This window comes from Mycobacterium helveticum (assembly GCF_007714205.1).
GTDB classification, from domain to species: domain Bacteria; phylum Actinomycetota; class Actinomycetes; order Mycobacteriales; family Mycobacteriaceae; genus Mycobacterium; species Mycobacterium helveticum.
The window spans coordinates 23,027-40,053 of record NZ_VMQU01000022.1 but is presented as its reverse complement, the minus strand read 5'-3'; the positions used below and the strand labels follow the sequence as shown (position 1 = coordinate 40,053).

15 protein-coding genes and 1 pseudogene are annotated in these 17,027 nt (G+C 69.3%); 4 read left to right on the top strand and 12 right to left on the bottom strand.

Annotation, left to right across the window (positions count from 1 at the left end):
* Positions 1-27: 27 nt before the first annotated feature.
* The 6 genes and pseudogenes from FPZ47_RS07535 to FPZ47_RS07510 all read right to left on the bottom strand — a co-directional run bounded on the left by FPZ47_RS07535 (position 28) and on the right by FPZ47_RS07510 (position 6,238).
* Entirely contained in the window at positions 28-1,035 is a 1,008-nt protein-coding gene (locus FPZ47_RS07535; RefSeq protein WP_144950160.1) for a VWA domain-containing protein, read from the bottom strand.
* Positions 1,032-1,943: a DUF58 domain-containing protein gene (locus FPZ47_RS07530; RefSeq protein ID WP_144950211.1), complete on the bottom strand. Its 912-nt coding sequence runs from the start codon at positions 1,941-1,943 to the stop codon at positions 1,032-1,034. The genes FPZ47_RS07535 and FPZ47_RS07530 overlap by 4 nt, the downstream gene beginning before the upstream one ends.
* A 50-nt stretch (positions 1,944-1,993) precedes the next feature.
* Positions 1,994-3,127 (bottom strand): chaperone MoxR1, encoded by a 1,134-nt coding sequence (moxR1, locus tag FPZ47_RS07525; protein WP_144950162.1) that lies wholly within the window; start codon positions 3,125-3,127, stop codon positions 1,994-1,996.
* Positions 3,128-3,267: 140 nt separating this feature from the next.
* The gene (gene ripB / locus FPZ47_RS07520) at positions 3,268-4,002 is read right to left on the bottom strand and encodes an NlpC/P60 family peptidoglycan endopeptidase RipB (RefSeq protein ID WP_144950164.1); all 735 of its coding nucleotides are present in this window, start codon (positions 4,000-4,002) and stop codon (positions 3,268-3,270) included.
* 10 nt (positions 4,003-4,012) lie between these two features.
* Complete coding sequence (gene ripA / locus FPZ47_RS07515; RefSeq protein ID WP_144950166.1) at positions 4,013-5,458, bottom strand: NlpC/P60 family peptidoglycan endopeptidase RipA; 1,446 nt, start codon at positions 5,456-5,458, stop codon at positions 4,013-4,015.
* 232 nt (positions 5,459-5,690) lie between these two features.
* Positions 5,691-6,238, bottom strand: a pseudogene (locus FPZ47_RS07510) (Rv1476 family membrane protein).
* 234 nt (positions 6,239-6,472) lie between these two features.
* Between FPZ47_RS07510 and FPZ47_RS07505 the strand changes: the two are divergent.
* Positions 6,473-9,289, top strand: coding sequence for an aconitate hydratase (locus tag FPZ47_RS07505; RefSeq protein WP_144950170.1), 2,817 nt, complete (start codon positions 6,473-6,475; stop codon positions 9,287-9,289).
* Positions 9,290-9,357: 68 nt separating this feature from the next.
* On the top strand, positions 9,358-9,933 hold the full coding sequence (locus FPZ47_RS07500; RefSeq protein ID WP_144950172.1) for a TetR/AcrR family transcriptional regulator: 576 nt from the start codon (positions 9,358-9,360) through the stop codon (positions 9,931-9,933).
* 69 nt (positions 9,934-10,002) lie between these two features.
* Here FPZ47_RS07500 and FPZ47_RS07495 read toward each other — a convergent pair whose 3' ends face one another.
* From FPZ47_RS07495 to trxA, 4 genes are all read right to left on the bottom strand, one after another.
* On the bottom strand, positions 10,003-10,194 hold the full coding sequence (locus FPZ47_RS07495) for a helix-turn-helix domain-containing protein (RefSeq protein WP_144950212.1): 192 nt from the start codon (positions 10,192-10,194) through the stop codon (positions 10,003-10,005).
* Between the two features lie 130 nt (positions 10,195-10,324).
* Positions 10,325-11,953, bottom strand: a complete 1,629-nt coding sequence (locus FPZ47_RS07490; RefSeq protein WP_144950174.1) for an ABC-F family ATP-binding cassette domain-containing protein — start codon at positions 11,951-11,953, stop codon at positions 10,325-10,327.
* Between the two features lie 15 nt (positions 11,954-11,968).
* Positions 11,969-12,778: an enoyl-CoA hydratase gene (locus tag FPZ47_RS07485; protein ID WP_144950176.1), complete on the bottom strand. Its 810-nt coding sequence runs from the start codon at positions 12,776-12,778 to the stop codon at positions 11,969-11,971.
* A gap of 57 nt (positions 12,779-12,835) precedes the next feature.
* Positions 12,836-13,207 (bottom strand): thioredoxin, encoded by a 372-nt coding sequence (gene trxA, locus FPZ47_RS07480; protein ID WP_144950178.1) that lies wholly within the window; start codon positions 13,205-13,207, stop codon positions 12,836-12,838.
* 148 nt (positions 13,208-13,355) lie between these two features.
* Between trxA and FPZ47_RS07475 the strand changes: the two genes are divergently transcribed.
* Both FPZ47_RS07475 and FPZ47_RS07465 read left to right on the top strand, forming a co-directional pair.
* Positions 13,356-15,182 carry an acyl-CoA dehydrogenase gene (locus tag FPZ47_RS07475; protein ID WP_144950214.1) on the top strand — a complete coding sequence of 609 codons (1,827 nt, stop codon included), beginning with the start codon at positions 13,356-13,358 and terminating at the stop codon, positions 15,180-15,182.
* Between the two features lie 108 nt (positions 15,183-15,290).
* Positions 15,291-16,094 carry a DUF5666 domain-containing protein gene (locus FPZ47_RS07465; RefSeq protein ID WP_246133328.1) on the top strand — a complete coding sequence of 268 codons (804 nt, stop codon included), beginning with the start codon at positions 15,291-15,293 and terminating at the stop codon, positions 16,092-16,094.
* A 134-nt stretch (positions 16,095-16,228) separates the two neighbouring features.
* On the opposite strand, the gene FPZ47_RS07460 is transcribed toward FPZ47_RS07465, so the two are convergent.
* Both FPZ47_RS07460 and sufU read right to left on the bottom strand, forming a co-directional pair.
* Positions 16,229-16,579 carry a metal-sulfur cluster assembly factor gene (locus tag FPZ47_RS07460; RefSeq protein ID WP_144950182.1) on the bottom strand — a complete coding sequence of 117 codons (351 nt, stop codon included), beginning with the start codon at positions 16,577-16,579 and terminating at the stop codon, positions 16,229-16,231.
* Positions 16,554-17,021 (bottom strand): Fe-S cluster assembly sulfur transfer protein SufU, encoded by a 468-nt coding sequence (sufU, locus tag FPZ47_RS07455; protein WP_144950216.1) that lies wholly within the window; start codon positions 17,019-17,021, stop codon positions 16,554-16,556. The genes FPZ47_RS07460 and sufU overlap by 26 nt, the downstream gene beginning before the upstream one ends.
* Positions 17,022-17,027: the final 6 nt, after the last annotated feature.

Below are 17,027 nucleotides of genomic sequence, written 5' to 3'. Positions count from 1 at the left end.
AGAAGCGACGCGACAATCCCAGAAGCGTCAGCCCGGCAGGCGGCGGTTGATCAGCAGCGCGGCCAGCGCCGCCAGCGTCAGCACCAGCGCACCCAGCCGCAACCAACCCACGCTGGCATCGCCCTTGATGGTCTCGTAGCCGATCTGCTGCTGCAGCGTCGCGTAGATCGCTTTGAGCTCCGAAAGGCTGGACGCGTTATACCAATTCCCGCCGGAAAGTTCGGCGACCCTTTTCATGGTGGAGTCATCGACCGGCACCGGCTGGCGCTGGTCGTTGATCTCGACGAAGCCGTACGGCGTGCCGAACGAGATCGTCGAGATCGGCACCCCCTGGTCCTTGGCGGCGCGCGCGGCGGTGAACGCCCCCTTGGGGTTGTCCGGGTTGGTCGGCATCGTCTCCTTGCCGTCGGAGAACAGCACGATGCGCGCCGGCGGCGGGGTGTCGCCGCCGCCGATCACCGCGCCGACCGTCGCGATCGCCTGCAGGGCGGTGAAAATGGCCTCGCCCGTGGCGGTCCGGTCGGCGAACTGCAGCTTGCCCAGCGCGTTCTTGGTCGCATCCCGGTTGGTGGTCGGCGACACCAGCACCGACGCCGTGCCCGCGTAGGAGATCAGCCCGAGGTTGATGCCCGGGGTCAGCTCGTCGGCGAACTGCTTGGCGGCATCCTGCGCGGCGGCCATCCGGTTGGGCTGGACGTCGGTGGCGCGCATCGACTGCGACACGTCGATCACCAGCATCACCACCGCGCGGTTGCGCGAGATCCGGACGTCGCGCGTGGGGCCTGCCATCGCGACCGTGAGCACCGCCAGCGACACCACCAGCAGGATCGCCGGCACGTGCCGCCAGCGAGAGGCCCGCTTGGGAGCGACGCTCTCCAGCAGCTCCATGTTGGCGAAGCGCAGCATCCGCCGCTGCCGGGCCACCTGCATCACCACGTACAGCGCGGCCAGCCCGACGACCACCACGAAGAAAAGAAAGAACCACGCATGCGCGAAGCCGGACAGCGACATCGCGCCGAAGAACGGCAAGGTCACTGCCGCCCCGCCAGTGCCCCGCGCCGGCGGGACTCGACGAAGCGGACGATGTCGGCGATCCAGTCGCGGTCGGTGCGCAACGTCAGCACCGGGGCCCCGCAGCTGCGGATCGTGCGGGCCACCTCGGCGCGGTGCGCGGCGGCCGCCCTGGCGAAGTCGTCGCGCAGCTGGGCGTCGATGGTGAACTCGCGGGTCACTCCGGATTCGGCGTCCTGCAGCACGACGTCGCCCACGTCGGGCAGTTCGACGTCGCGCGGGTCGAGCACCTCGATGGCCAGCACCTCGTGGCGGGCCGAGATCGCCCGGAGCGGGCGCATCCAGTTGATCGGCCCCAGGAAGTCGCTGATGATGACCGCCATGCCGCGGCGGCGTTCCGGGCGGCGCAGCGCGTCGATGGCCGTGGCCAGATCCCCGCGCACCCCGACCGGCGCCCGCGGCGTGGTGGCGATGGTGCGCAACAGCGTCTGCTCATGCTGGCGCCCCGACCGCGCGGGCACCCGGATCATCCTCTCGCCGTTGGTGATCAGCGCGCCGAGCCGGTTGCCGCCCCCGCTGTTGAGGTAGGTGATCGCGGCCGCCGCCGCCACCGCCAGGTCGCGCTTCTCGCATCCCACGGTGCCGAAGTCCAGGCTGGCCGACAGGTCGACCACCAGCCAGGTCTCCAGCTCCCGATCGGCGATCATCTGCCGGACGTGGGGGTGCGTGGTGCGCGCGGTGACCGCCCAGTCCATCCGGCGGACGTCGTCACCGGGCTGGTATTCGCGGGACTCCCCCGGCTCGCTGCCCGGACCCGGGATCAGCCCGAGGTGATTGCCGTGCAGCACGCCGTCCAGCTTGCGGCGCACGGTGAGCTCCAGGGTGCGCAGCGCCGCCGACAGCTTCGGGTCGTTGATCTGCCCGCGCTGCATCGACGGTGGATGGCGAGGAGCCGCGGGTACCGCGGCGGGGTCGGTGTCGGTCACCGACCGCTGGCCGCGCCCGCGGCCTGCATCACCGGGGGCACCGATTGGCCTTGCTGCGGAACGGCATTCACCTGCGGCAGGGCAACCGTCTGCAACACCCGGTTGATGACGACCTCGGGGCTGATCTCGTCAGCCAGCGCGTCGTAGGTCAGCACCAGCCGGTGGCGCAGCACGTCCGGGATCACCTCGACGATGTCCTGCGGGATCACGTAATCGCGACCGCGCACCAGCGCCAGCGAGCGCGACGCCGCGATGATGCCCAGCGAGGCACGCGGGGACGCGCCGAACGAGATCCACGCCTTGACGTCGTTCATGCCGAGCTGCTCGGGATGACGCGTGGCGGTGACCACGCGCACCACGTAGTCGACCAGCGCATGGTGGACGAAGTTGTTGGCCGCGATGTCCTGCAGCCGCAGCAGGTCGCCCGGGTTCATGATCTGCTTGGGCTGCGGCGGCTTGACGCCCATCCGGTAGATGATCTCGCGTTCCTCTTCCGGCGTCGGGTAGCCGACGTTGATCTTGAACAGGAAGCGGTCCCGCTGCGCCTCGGGCAGCGGGTAGACACCCTCGTGCTCGATCGGGTTCTGCGTCGCCATCACCAGGAACGGGTTGGGCAGCGGGAACCTCTTGCCACCGATGGACACCTGGCGTTCCTGCATGACCTCCAGCAGCGCCGACTGCACCTTCGCCGGGGCCCGGTTGATCTCGTCGGCGAGCAGGAAGTTGACCACCACCGGGCCGAGCTCGGTGTCGAACTCCTCCTTGCCCTGCCGGTAGATCCGGGTGCCGATGATGTCGGTGGGAACCAGGTCGGGGGTGAACTGGATACGCGCGAACGTGCCGCCGACCACCTTCGCGAACGTCTCCACGGCCAGCGTCTTGGCCACGCCGGGGACACCCTCGAGCAGCACGTGACCCTTGGACAGCAAACCGACGAGCATGCGCTCCACCAGCTGGTCCTGGCCGACGATGATCCGCTTGACCTCGAAGATCGCCCGCTCCAGCGTGTGGACCTCGGCGGCCAGCCCGTCACCGCCCGCGGACGGCCCGTCGGGGGCCGGCGGGACGGCGTGCGCGCCCGGGCCCGAGTAACCGCTGGCGCCCGGGGGCGGCCCGCCTGCTGATGTCATTAGCAATCCTCCACAGCTCAATCGGACACATCCGCCGGCACGACCGAAATCGTGGGGCAGCCACGTGCCCGCGTCCAACTATTCCAGGCCCGCCGGATTCCGTCGACGCCGCGGCTCCCGCCCGGGCGACCGCGCCTGGCTCAGTACTCGATAATCCTAGTCAGGAACGGCGTCATGCCGGCCTTGCGCACCGGGCTGACGGTCACCTTGCCGGCGCTTCCGGACGCCTCGAGCATCTGGCCGTTGCCCAGATACATCGTCACGTGCTGGCCGCCGCCGGGGCCGTAGAAGATCAGGTCGCCGCGCCGGGCCTGGTCGGGCGGGATGTGGCGGCCCGCGTTGTACTGGTCCCCGGAGAACCGCGGGATCAGCACACCGACCCCGGCGAAGGCGTACCGCATCAACCCGGAGCAGTCGAAGCCGGTGATGTTGGCGCCGTCGCCGACGCCCTTGCTGGGGCCCTGCAGCGAACCCCCGCCCCAGGAATAGGGCACACCCATCTGCGAGCCGCCCCGCTTGATCACGTACTCGATGGCCTGGCGCCCGTAGACGCGCGGGATCTTGCCGCCGGGATTGCTGGTGGCGGCGGCGGGGGCCTCCCCGCCGGGGAGGTTGATGCCGAGCCCGCCCAGGAACTGCCTGCCCAGATCGAAGGTGGTCTGGGTGGCCTGGGCGGTCGCCTGCAGCGACGCGTTGGCGACCGCCAGCGGGTCCCCCGGTGCGCCCGCGCTGACCATTGCCGGCAGCGTCGGGTCCCACGGGCCGGGGTCCGCGGCGGCCGGACTCGCCCCGGACACCAGCGACGACCACGTCAGCCCGGTCACCAGGGCGGCGCTGAAGGCGAGATTGATGAGGCGAAAGTGCTTGCGGCGCATGGCTCCTCGCTCAGTACTCGATGTAGCGGACCACGTAGGGCGTCATGCCGCTGGTACGCACGGGCGCGACACGCACCTTCAGGCCGACGTCGGGGGCCTCGAGCATCTGGCCGTTGCCGAGGTAGAGCGTCACGTGCTGGCTGCCGCCCGGTCCGTAGAAGATGACGTCGCCGCGGCGCATCTGCGCCGACGGGATCTGGCGGCCCAGCTTGTACTGCGCACCCGAGTAGTGCGGCAGCTTGATGCCCACCCCGGCGAACGAATACAGCACCAGGCCCGAACAGTCGAAGCCGACGGTGCCGGCTCCCGAGTCGATGCCCTTGCTGGGCCCGGCCGCGTTGCCGCCGCCCCAGGAGTAGGGGACCCCGATCTGCGATATGCCGCGCCGGATCACGTACTCGGAGGCCTGCCGGCCGTAGACCCGCGGAATCCGGCCCCCGCGAGCGCTGTTGGTGATGCCGGTGTCATCCGGCTTGAGGATGCCCAACTGTTGCAGGAAGTTTCGCCCCATGCTGGCGGTGACCTGCGTCGAGGTGGCCGAGTAGCCCAGCACCTGATTGATCACCGCGACCGGGTCCCCGGGCACGTTGGCGCTGGGCACCATGGGCAGCGTCGGGTCCCAGCCGCCGTCCCACTTGCGGCCGCCGGCCGACGGTGCGGCGGAGTCGCCGGATCCCCACCGGTCCCCCGACGGCGGGGTGGCGGACCCGCCGCTGCCCGTCGACCATTTGTGCGCGGCCTCACGCCTGGCGGCCTCGAGCGTGGCCTGGGCCTCGTCGCGCTCGGCGGCCAGACGGCTGACCTCCTCGCGTTGCCGGACGAACTTGTCCTTGGAGTCCACCAGCGCCGCCACCGCGGCGTCCTGGCTGGCCTTGGCGTCGGCGGCGGCCTTGTCGGCCCTCTGCTTGGCAAGCCGCGCCGCCGACTCCTTGTTCACCTGCTCGGTGCGGGCGCGCTGCAGCTTGTCCATCGCCGACTGCGAGCTGGCGGTCAGCGCCTGGGCGGTGGCCTGCGTGTCGAGGATGTCTTCGGGGCTGGTCGCGGTCAGGTAGCTGCCCGACGGCCCGTTCATGTACATCGCCGCGGCGAAGCGGTCGAAGCGGTGCTGCGCCGCGGCGATCGCCGCGTCGGCGTCCTTGACGGCCCCCCGGCTGGTCTCGACGTCGTGTTCGGCCGTGGCGGCGCTGTCCCGCGCGGTCTCGACGTCGACCATCGCCTTGTTGACGCTTTCGAGTTCGGTCCGGATTTCCGCGTTGAGGTCCTCCAGGCGCTGGTTGGCCTTGGCGACGTTGGCGATCGCGGCGGCCAGCTTGTCGGCCACGGGATCGGCGTGCGCCGGCCCGGTGGTGCCCACCAGCAGCGCCGCGCTCACGATCGAGCCCAGGACCGAGGGGATGACCGGCCGTATCAGCTTTGCGGCCGGTCTTACAGAAAAGCCACGCAGGGTGCCTCTCATTCGACTCAGGTCTCCTACGTCTGACGCGGATGGACGGCGCAGGTCGTGACGTAAGGCGCCATAGATAACACGAGCATCATTTGCACCGTACGTCACATATGACGCAGCGGAAACGGTGGTCACAAACTGCATTCTGGACGTGCGTTTAATGTGACCGAATGGTGATCTGCAGTATTTGCCGGGTGGAGTCGCGGGGAGCGCGCCCGGTGGGCGCCGCGCCGAAAGCTATTGGTCAGACACCTTTTCCGGCCGGGTCGCCGGAACGTCGGGCGCGCCGGCCGATGTTGCCGCACGCCTGGCACGCAACTGCAGGAAACGGGTCCCGACGGCCGCCGCGAGCACCCCGATCAGCAGGAATATCGTCAGCCCGGTCCAGGGAAACTCGGGCGTGTCCAGGGTGTGCAGAAAGTTCTGCGCCGAGACCACCGGGTTGCCGGTCTTGGAGTGGTCTTCGCCGGCCTCGAGCGTCACGCGCGGGAACTGGGTGCTGTAGCTGCCGACATAGCTCGGGCTGAGCGTGAGGACCGTGGCGTCGGGGTAGTCGGCGCCGACCACGGTGGAGATGTCGCGCAGGGGCGTGTCGTTGGGCGGATTGTGGTCGAGCAGCACGATCTTGAGGTTGATGCCTTCGGCGTGCGCCTGGTTGACCACATCGCGCAGTCCCGGGACCGCCGCCGGCGGTGCGCTGACCCCGTCGGCCGCCACCTGGGCTTTGACCACGGTCATGTCGACGTCCTGCGGGATGTAAGTCGGCAGGAGAGGTTGCCAGAAGAAAGTCATCGTGTCGCTCCTGTCGCGCCGTCACGCTCGCGTGGCACTGGGCCACGGCGGTCACTCTAGCGTGGCCGCCGGCGGGATCCGGGGGCTGCACGCGGCGAAGGGGGTTTGATCCCGCACCCCGCGCGACAAGACTGGGGTGGTACCCGTGCAGCCGCAATGCAGGACAAACGTACTGTTAAAGTGGCTCCGCCGGCGCGGCCCGTCGGCGCAAGAACTCAATCCCCGGGAGTTGATGTGACTAGCAAGGATCCTGTGAACTCGTTCGGAGCCCGCAACGACCTGAAGGTCGGCGGCAGGAGTTACCAGATCTATCGCCTGGACGCCGTCCCCAACACCGAGAAGCTCCCGTACAGCCTCAAGGTGCTCGCCGAGAACCTGCTGCGCAACGAGGACGGCAGCAACATCACCAAGGGCCACATCGAGGCCATCGCGAACTGGGATCGGCAGGCCGAGCCCAGCATCGAGATCCAGTACACGCCGGCCCGCGTGATCATGCAGGACTTCACCGGCGTGCCCTGCATCGTCGACCTGGCCACCATGCGGGAGGCCATCGCCGACCTGGGCGGCGACCCGGACAAGGTCAACCCGCTCGCACCCGCCGACCTGGTGATCGACCACTCGGTGATCGCCGACCTGTTCGGCCGGGCCGACGCGTTCGAGCGCAACGTCGAACTCGAGTACCAGCGCAACGGGGAGCGCTACCAGTTCCTGCGCTGGGGCCAGGGCGCGTTCCGCGACTTCAAGGTGGTGCCCCCGGGCACCGGCATCGTGCACCAGGTGAACATCGAGTACCTGGCCAGCGTGGTCATGGAGCGCGACGGAGTGGCATATCCCGACACGTGCGTGGGCACCGACTCGCACACCACGATGGTCAACGGCCTCGGCGTCCTGGGCTGGGGCGTGGGCGGCATCGAGGCCGAGGCCGCCATGCTCGGTCAGCCGGTGTCGATGCTGATCCCGCGGGTCGTCGGCTTCAAGCTGACCGGCGAGATCCGGCCGGGCGTCACCGCCACCGACGTGGTGCTGACGGTCACCCAGATGCTGCGCGAGCACGGCGTGGTGGGCAAATTCGTCGAGTTCTACGGCGAGGGTGTCGCCGAGGTGCCGCTGGCCAACCGCGCCACCCTGGGCAACATGAGCCCCGAATTCGGTTCCACCGCAGCAATTTTCCCGATCGACGAGGAGACCATCTCCTACCTGCGGTTCACCGGGCGCAGCGAGGAGCAGCTGGCGCTGGTCGAGGCCTACGCCAAAGAACAGGGCATGTGGCACAACCCACACCACGAGCCCGCCTTCTCCGAATACCTCGAGCTCGACCTGGCCGACGTGGTGCCGTCGATCGCCGGGCCCAAGCGTCCGCAGGACCGAATCCCGTTGTCGCAAGCCCAGGCAACGTTCCGCCGGCAACTCCCCGGCTATGTCGACGACAGTCAGGGCACCGCGGAGTACTCGAAGCTGGACGAGGCCGTCGACGAGAGCTTCCCCGCCAGCGACCCGTCGTCGCTGTCCTCCAACAACCACGGCGACGCCCCCGTGGCATCGGCCGCCGAACACGCCAACGGCCGTCCGAGCAACCCGGTGACCGTGAAGTCCGCGGAGCTCGGCGAATTCGTGATCGACCACGGCGCGGTGGTGATCGCCGCGGTCACGTCGTGCACCAACACGTCCAACCCCGAGGTGATGCTGGGCGCGGCGCTTTTGGCCCGCAACGCCGTCGAGAAGGGCCTGAGCTCCAAGCCGTGGGTGAAGACGTCGATGGCGCCCGGCTCGCAGGTGGTCCACGACTACTACGAGAAGGCCGGGCTGTGGCCGTACCTGGAGAAGCTCGGCTTCTATCTCGTCGGCTACGGCTGCACCACCTGCATCGGCAACTCCGGGCCGCTGCCCGAGGACGTGTCGAAGGCCGTCAACGACAACGACCTCGCGGTGAGCGCGGTGCTGTCCGGCAACCGGAACTTCGAGGGCCGCATCAACCCCGACGTGAAGATGAACTACCTGGCTTCGCCGCCGCTGGTGGTCGCCTACGCGCTGGCCGGCACGATGGACTTCGACTTCGAGAAGAATCCGCTGGGCACCGACAAGGACGGCAACGACGTGTTCCTCAAGGACATCTGGCCGTCGCAGAAGGACGTCTCGGACACCATCGCCTCGGCGATCAACTCCGAGATGTTCACCAAGAACTACGCCGACGTGTTCAAGGGCGACGCGCGCTGGCGCAACCTGCCGACCCCGAGCGGCAACACCTTCGAGTGGGACCAGGACTCGACGTACGTGCGCAAGCCGCCGTACTTCGACGGCATGCCGGCGGACCCCGAACCGGTCGACGACATCACCGGTGCGCGGGTGCTGGCGCTGCTCGGCGACTCGGTGACCACCGACCACATCTCCCCGGCCGGCGCGATCAAGCCGGGCACCCCGGCGGCGCAGTACCTCGACGAGCACGGCGTGGACCGCAAGGACTACAACTCCTTCGGTTCCCGGCGCGGCAACCACGAGGTGATGATCCGCGGCACGTTCGCCAACATCCGGCTGCGCAACATGCTGCTCGACGATGTTTCCGGCGGCTACACCCGCGACTTCACCCAGGAGGGCGGTCCGCAGGCGTTCATCTACGACGCGGCGCAAAACTATGCGGCACAGAACATTCCGCTGGTGGTGCTGGGCGGTAAAGAATACGGGTCCGGCTCCTCTCGGGACTGGGCGGCCAAGGGCACGCTGCTGCTGGGCGTGCGGGCGGTGATCGCCGAGTCGTTCGAGCGCATCCACCGGTCCAACCTGATCGGCATGGGCGTCATCCCGCTGCAGTTCCCCGAGGGCAAGTCGGCCGGTTCGCTCGGGCTCGACGGCACCGAGGTCTTCGACATCACCGGGATCGGTGCGCTCAACGCCGGCAAGACGCCCAGGACCGTGCACGTCAAGGCGAGCAAGGACTCCGGTGACCCGGTCGAGTTCGACGCGGTGGTGCGCATCGACACCCCCGGCGAGGCCGACTACTACCGCAACGGCGGCATTCTGCAGTACGTGTTGCGCAACATGCTCAAATCGGGCTAGTGGCGATCGCAAGCGCGGCGCGGCCGGGCGCAGCGGGTCGCCACCCGCGGACCTAGCCCCCACCACCTGTGCCCAAAGTCAGCCAGGACCATCTGGCGGCCCGCCGCCGCCAGATCCTGGACGGCGCCCGTCGTTGCTTCGCCGAGTACGGCTACGACAAGGCCACCGTCCGCCGGCTGGAACAGGCGATCGGGATGTCGCGCGGCGCGATCTTCCACCACTTCCGGGACAAGGACGCGCTGTTCTTCGCGCTCGCACACGAGGACGCCGAACGGATGGCCGACGTGGCCTCCCGCGAGGGCCTCGTCCAGGTGATGCGCGACATGCTCGCCGCGCCCGAACAGTTCGACTGGCTGGCCACCCGGCTGGAGATCGCGCGCAAGCTGCGCAACGACCCCGCCTTCAGTCGCGGGTGGGCGGAACGGTCCGCGGAACTGGCCGCGGCGACGACCGAACGCCTGCGCCGCCAGAAGGAGGCGCACCGGGTGCGCGACGACGTACCGGCCGATGTGTTGCAGTGCTACCTGGAGCTCGTCCTGGACGGCCTGGTGGCCCGGCTGGCATCCGGGGAGGAACCGCGGCGGCTGGGCGCGGTGCTGGATCTGGTGGAGAAATCGATGCGCCGCAACGGCAGCGGGCCCTAGCAGCCGGCCGACCGTGAATCGTGCGACGCGACATGCGACTGCCGCGCCGCGGAATTCACGCTCGGCGGCTCAGCGGGACCTCGCCGTGTGGTTGGGGCCGCCGCGGCCGCGCATCGTGGTACCGGACTCGCGCAGCATGCCGTGCACCGATCCGTAGGATCTGCCGACGGTGGCCGCCAGATTGCGGATGCTGGCCCCCTGCTCGTAGGCGCTGCGCAACTCCCCCAGCAGTTGTTCGCGCGTCTTGTTCGACTTCTGCACCGGCTTCCTCACAGGCCCTCTCCCCACGCTCGGATACGATCCAAGCACCCAGAGTAGAAACCCGCTGTCGGGCGTGGGCCGGATTGGCCGAAATCGCCTGCGGCGGCGTGTCCGAACACGCAACCTCGGATCAGGCCAGCTCGATGAGATCGCGGTATTCGGCGGACCAGTAGTCCTCGGTGCCGTCGGGCAGCAGCAGCACCCGCTGCGGGTCGAGCGCCTCGGCGGCACCGGGGTCGTGCGTCACCAGCACCACCGCGCCGGCGTAGCTGCGCAGCGCGTCGAGCACCTGCTCACGCGACGCGGGATCGAGGTTGTTGGTCGGTTCGTCGAGCAGCAACACGTTGGCCGTGGAGGCCACCAGGCCGGCCAGCGCCAGCCGGGTCTTCTCGCCGCCCGACAGCGTGCCCGCCGGCTGGTCGAGTTGCGGGCCGCTGAACATGAACGCCCCGAGCAGGCCGCGCAGGTCCTGTTCGCCGGATTCGGGTGCGGCGTGCCGGATGTTCTCCCACACGGTCGCGTCGTCGTCGAGCGTGTCGTGCTCCTGCGCGAAATAGCCGATCCGCAAACCGTGTCCGGGCTGCAGACCGCCGGTGTCGGGACTTTCCACACCCGCCAGCAGCCGCAGCAGCGTGGTCTTTCCGGCGCCGTTGAGCCCCAGCACCACCACCCGCGAGCCGCGGTCGATGGCCAGGTCCAGGCCGGTGAACACCTCGAGCGAGCCGTAGGTCTTGCTCAGCTCCTTGACCACCAGCGGCGTCCGCCCGCACGGGGCCGGCGTCGGGAACTTGATGCGGGCCACCTTGTCGGCGACCCGTTCGTCGTCGAGGGCGGCCATCATCCGGTCGGCGCGGCGCAACATATTCTGTGCCGCAGCGCCTTTGGTTGCCTTGGCGCCCAACTTCGCGGCCTGCTCGCGCAGCGCGGTGGACTTGCGTTCGGCGTTGGCGCGTTCCCGGCGGCGGCGCTGCTCGTCGGTGGCGCGCGCGTCGAGGTACTTCTTCCAGCCCATGTTGTAGATGTCGACCTCGCCGCGCACCGCGTCCAGAAACCACACCCGGTTGACGACGTCCTCGAGCAATTCGACGTTGTGGCTGATGACGACCAGCCCGCCGGTGTGCGCCCGCAGGAAGTCGCGCAGCCAGCCAAGCGAATCCGCGTCGAGGTGGTTGGTCGGCTCGTCGAGCAGCAGCGTGGTGTCCGAACCCGAACCACTATCGGAGGCGGCGAACAGGATGCGCGCCAGCTCCACCCGGCGGCGCTGCCCACCGGACAGGGTCCGCAGCTTCTGCGTCAGCACCCGGTCGGGCAGCCCGAGACTCGCGCAGATCCGGCCGGCCTCGCTTTCGGCGCCGTAGCCGCCCAGCGCGACGAACCGTTCCTCCAGCTGCCCGTAGCGGCGGATCGCGCGGTCGCGCGCCTCGTCGTCGGCGACCTCGGCCATCAGCACCTGCTGCTTCTCGAGATCGCTGACCAGCACGTCGAGCCCGCGGGCCGACAGCACCCGGTCACGCGCCAGCACCTCCAGATCCCCCTGTTTGGGATCCTGTGGCAGGTAACCGATTTCGCCGGTGGCGGTGACCGTGCCGGCGTACGGCTGACCCTCCCCCGCCAGGATCCGCAGGGTGGTGGTCTTGCCCGCGCCGTTGCGCCCGACGAGCCCGATGCGGTCGCCGGGCTGCACGCGCAGGTCCGGGCCGTCGGGTGAGAGCAGGATGCGCGCGCCGGCGCGAACCTCGAGGTTCGTGGCCGTGATCACGATCGCGCCCCTTGCCTATGTGTCGTCGGTGAAAACCGCCGGCCGGCGCTCTTTGCGCGCGGCGACCGCTTCTTCGAAGTTCGCGGTGAGCAGGCGCACGAACAGCTGTCCCAAACCCTCGGCCTGCATGTGCCCCTCCAGGCTACCGGCATCGAGCCCGCTCCACAGTGTGCGCTTGGTCAACTCGGTGCCCGGCCGGGAAAAGGCCGCGATCCGCGCGGCGATCGCATAGCAGCTGTCCAGCAGTTGCTCCGGGGGCACCTGGCACGACACCAGGCCGATCCGCTCGGCCTCCTCGGCGGTGACGTCGCGGCCGGTCAGCATGATCTCGAACGCGCGCGACGATCCGATCGCCCGGGGCAGCAGGTAGCTCAACCCCAGTTCGCTGGCGGTCAGGCCGTTGTTGATGCCCGCGGCGCGGAAGTAGGCGCCGGTCGCGGCCACGCGGATGTCGGCGGCCAGGGCCAGACACAGGCCGCCGCCGATGGCCGGGCCGTTGACCGCGGCGATCACCGGTTGATGCAGCCGGCGCAGCGCCAGGATGACCTCGTCGAGAAGCTCCATCGAGCGCAGCGCGTAGGTCGGCCGGGTCAACCCGTCGACGTGGGGCACCGTGCCCGCGGACTTGTGGTCGGCGCCCGAGGAGAATCCGCGGCCCGCCCCGGTCAGCACCACCACGCGCACGGAATTGTCGTACCTGACCTGCTCGAGGGCCTCCTTGAGCGGCACCATGACGTCGAACGCCATGGAGTTCATCCGCTCGGGCCGATTGAGGGTTACCAGCGCGACGCCCGGTCGCGGTTGCTCTACCAGAACCACAGTCACCCGTGAACGGTAGCGCGGAGCCCGGCACCCCGGCCGCGTCCCGGCGCGCCGGGTGGCTCAGGCCCGGTCGGGGGCCTGGTCGGGCTGCCCCGCCTGAGCGGCCTCGACGTCGAAGGCCTTGACCTGCTGCACCAGGTCCTCCAGCGCCGCCGGCGGCAGGGCTCCGGGCTGGTTGAACAGCAGCATGCCATTCTTGAACGCCATCAGGGTGGGGATGGAACGGATCTGGGCGGCCGCCGCCAGCTCCTGCTGGGCCTCGGTGTCGACCTTGGCGTGCACGACGTCGGGGTGTTTCTCCGACGACGCCTCGAACGTCGGCCCGAACTGACGGCACGGGCCGCACCACGAGGCCCAGAAGTCGACGAGCACGATGTCGTTGCCCTCGATCGTTTCGTTGAATTTATCTGCAGTGAGTTCCATAGTTGTCACCTCTGCCGAAACGCGGGCGACCGGGGTTGTGTTCCCGCGGCGGCAACCCGGTTTGGGCGCGTTCACGGCAGCCCGGACGCCCCCGGGTCACGGTTGCACACCTTTTCCTGCTCGGAGACACTGGAGTTCGCCGGTGAAGGGAACCAGCATGGGCCACTACATCGCGAACGTCCGTGACCTCGAGTTCAACCTGTTCGAGGTCCTCGATCTGGGCGCCGTCCTCGGCGCCGGGCAATACCGCGATCTCGACGAGGACACCGTCCGGACGATCCTCACCGAAGCCGCCCGCCTGGCCGAGGGGCCCGTCGCCGAGTCGTTCACCACCGCCGACCGCCACCCGCCGGTGTTCGACCCGCAGCACCACACCATCGGCGTGCCCGCGGAGTTGACCAAGACGGTCGAGGCGATCAAGGCGGCGGGGTGGTGGCGGCTGGGCCTGGCCGAAGAGATCGGCGGCGTGCCCGCCCCGCCACCGCTGACCTGGGCGGTCAACGAGATGATCATCTGCGCCAACCCCGCCGCCATCTTCTTCTGCCTCGGCCCGCTGATGGCCCAGGCGCTCTACGAGGAGGGCACCGACGAGCAGCGGCGGTGGGCGGCCGGGGGGTTGGAGCGCGGCTGGCAGGCGACCATGGTGCTCACCGAACCCGACGCGGGGTCCGACGTCGGCGCGGGCCGCACCAAGGCCGTCGCGCAACCCGACGGCACCTGGCACGTCGAGGGAGTCAAGCGGTTCATCTCCGGCGGGGACGTCGGCGACACCGCCGAGAACATCTTTCATCTCGTGCTGGCCCGGCCCGAGGGCGCCGGCCCGGGCACCAAGGGGCTGAGCCTGTTCTACGTGCCCGAGTTCCTGTTCGACCCGGACACGTTCGAGCTCGGACCCCGCAACGGGGTCTATGCCACCGGACTGGAACACAAGATGGGCATCAAGGCATCCCCGACGTGTGAGATGACTTTCGGCGCAACGGATGTGCCCGCGGTCGGCTACCTGGTCGGCGGCGTGCACAACGGGATCGCGCAGATGTTCACCGTGATCGAACAGGCGCGCATGACGATCGGCGTAAAGGCCGCCGGCACCCTGTCCACCGGCTACCTCAACGCGCTGGCCTTCGCCAAGGAGCGGGTGCAGGGCGCCGATCTCACCCAGATGGCCGACAAGACCGCGCCGCGGGTCACGATCATCCACCACCCCGACGTGCGGCGCAGCCTGATGACCCAGAAGGCCTACGCCGAAGGGCTGCGCGCGCTGTACATGTATGCCGCCGCGCACCAGGATGATGTTGTGGCACAGCATGTTTCGGGCGCGGATCACCAGCTGGCCCACCGCCTGGACGATCTGCTGCTGCCGGTGGTCAAGGGGGTGAGCTCGGAACGCGCCTACGAAGTGCTGACCGAGTCGCTGCAGACGCTGGGCGGATCGGGCTTCCTGCAGGACTATCCCCTCGAGCAGTACATCCGCGACTCCAAGATCGACTCGCTCTACGAGGGCACCACCGCCATCCAGGCGCTGGACTTCTTCTTCCGCAAGATCGTCCGCGACCGCGGGGAGGCGCTGCGGTTCGTCACCGCCCGGGTCGCCGAGACCATCGACACCTGCCACGAGGCGCTGCAACCGCAGGCCCTGCTGCTGCAGACCGCGCTGGACGACGTCACGGCGATGACCGCCGCGCTGACCGGGTACCTGATGGCGGCCGCCCAGCACCCCACCGAGATCTACAAGGTGGGACTCGCGTCGGTGCGCTACCTGCTCGCGGTGGGCGACCTGCTCATCGGCTGGCGCCTGCTGGTGCAGGCCGGTGCCGCGCGCGCCGCGCTCGACGGGGGCGGCGACACCGACGCGGCGTTCTATCGCGGCAAGATCGCGACCGCGGGGTTCTTCGCCAAGAACATGCTGCCCAGGCTGAGTGCCCTGCGCATCGTCGTCGAAGCCCTGGACGCCGACCTGATGCGCGTCCCCGAGGAGGCCTTCTGAGTTTGTTACGCACAGGTTACTTTCAGCCTCAGCGGGTATAACCCTGACGGGTATAACCCCGGCCGGTTTAACCCTGACGTTGGTGCCAAAACCACGATTGGAGAAACGTTGATCACCCTCAGCCCACAGTCCCCGCGACTCACCCGGTTCGCTGTCCTCGCTGTCACCGGCGCCACCGCGCTTTCGATCGCCGCCTGCACCTCGTCGAACAAGTCGAGCTCGACGTCGACCTCCACATCCACATCCACGTCCACGTCCACGTCCACCGAGACCTCCACGACCACTGCGCCGCCGGCCGAAGGTCAGGCGAAGGTCAGCGGGCTGGTCGCGTCGGTGGCGGGCAATGCGATCCAGGTCACCCAGAAGGACGACTCCAACGCCACCGTGGACTACACGCCGACCACCAAGATCACCGAGATCACCGCGGCGGCCCTGACCGACGTCACCACGGGCAGCTGCGTCACCGTGTGGCCCACCAAGGCCGAAGCCGAGGCCGGGCAGCCGGTCACCGCGGCGGGAGTGCGCGTCCGGCCCGCCGTCGACGGCAAGTGCCCGCAGGGGCCGAAGTCCGCGGCCGCCTCCAGCAGCCCGGCGCCCTCGGGCTCGGCGACGCCGGCGCCCGCCAAGCCGATGCGGGTCCGGGGCACGGTGGCCTCGGTGGCCAACAACACCATCAACGTCACGACCAGCGACGCCGCCGGCAATCCGGTGCAGACGGCGGTGACGGTCGACGACAAGACCAAGTACACCAAGCAGGCGCAGGTCACCAGCGAGGCCATCACGCAGGGCAAGTGCATCAAGGCGCGCGGCACCAAGGACAGCGCCGGCACCCTGCAGGCCACGAGCATCAAGCTGCGGGAGGCCGTCGACGGCAAGTGCGGCAAAGCCGCGCGGCCCGGCCAGGGCGAATAGCCTCGACGCACAGCCTCAGCCGCCCGGGATTCGTCCCGCCCGGTGCGGGCGCGGCGAAAGCAAAACGCGCCCGCACCGGGTAGCGACGTGCGCGGCCACCCCGTGACGACGTCCCGTCAGTCGACGGGGCCGGCTCAGACGGTGAAGCCGAGGGCCCGCAGTTGCTCGCGGCCGTCGTCGGTGATCTTGTCCGGGCCCCAGGGCGGGTTCCAGACCCAGTTGATCCGCAGCTCGTTGACCAGGCCGCTGCCGACCAGCGCCATGCGGGCCTGGTCCTCGATGACGTCGGTGAGCGGGCAGGCCGCCGACGTCAACGTCATGTCGATGACGGCGACGGTTCCCTCGTCGGCCTCGTCGACGACGTTGAGGCCGTAGACCAACCCCAGATCCACGACGTTGATGCCCAGCTCCGGGTCGACGACGTCGCGCATCGCCTCCTCGACGTCGGCGAGCAGCTCGTCATCCGGTGCGGTCGTCTCGCTCATCTGCAACCTCCTTGACAGCTCCGCCGGCCCGGGCCAGCGCATCCTTGCAGGCCATCCATCCCAGCAGGGCGCACTTCACCCGGGCCGGGTACTTGGCGACGCCGGCGAAGGCGACCCCGTCACCCAGGACGTCCTCGTCACCCTCGACGGTGCCGCGGGAGGACACCATCTCGGTGAACGCGGCGATGGTGGCGAGCGCCTCCGGCACGCTCTGGCCGATCACCTGCTGGGTGAGCACCGAGGTTGCCGCCTGGCTGATCGAACACCCCTGCCCGTCGTAGGAGACGTCGGCGACGCGCTCGCCGTCGTCGGACAGGGCGACCCGCAGGGTCACCTCGTCACCGCAGGTCGGGTTGACGTGGAAGACCTCCGCGCCGAACGGCTCCCGCAGTCCCCGGTGCTGCGGATGCTTGTAGTGATCGAGGATCACTTCCTGATACATCTGCTC

Coding starts and splice junctions, on each gene's coding strand:
- FPZ47_RS07530 (WP_144950211.1), bottom strand. CDS start 1,943: ATGCAGCGCGGGCAGATCAACGACCCGAAGCTGTCGGCGGCGCTGCGC.
- moxR1 (WP_144950162.1), bottom strand. CDS start 3,127: ATGACATCAGCAGGCGGGCCGCCCCCGGGCGCCAGCGGTTACTCGGGC.
- ripB (WP_144950164.1), bottom strand. CDS start 4,002: ATGCGCCGCAAGCACTTTCGCCTCATCAATCTCGCCTTCAGCGCCGCC.
- ripA (WP_144950166.1), bottom strand. CDS start 5,458: ATGAGAGGCACCCTGCGTGGCTTTTCTGTAAGACCGGCCGCAAAGCTG.
- FPZ47_RS07475 (WP_144950214.1), top strand. CDS start 13,356: ATGGGCCACTACATCGCGAACGTCCGTGACCTCGAGTTCAACCTGTTC.
- FPZ47_RS07460 (WP_144950182.1), bottom strand. CDS start 16,579: ATGAGCGAGACGACCGCACCGGATGACGAGCTGCTCGCCGACGTCGAG.
- sufU (WP_144950216.1), bottom strand. CDS start 17,021: ATGTATCAGGAAGTGATCCTCGATCACTACAAGCATCCGCAGCACCGG.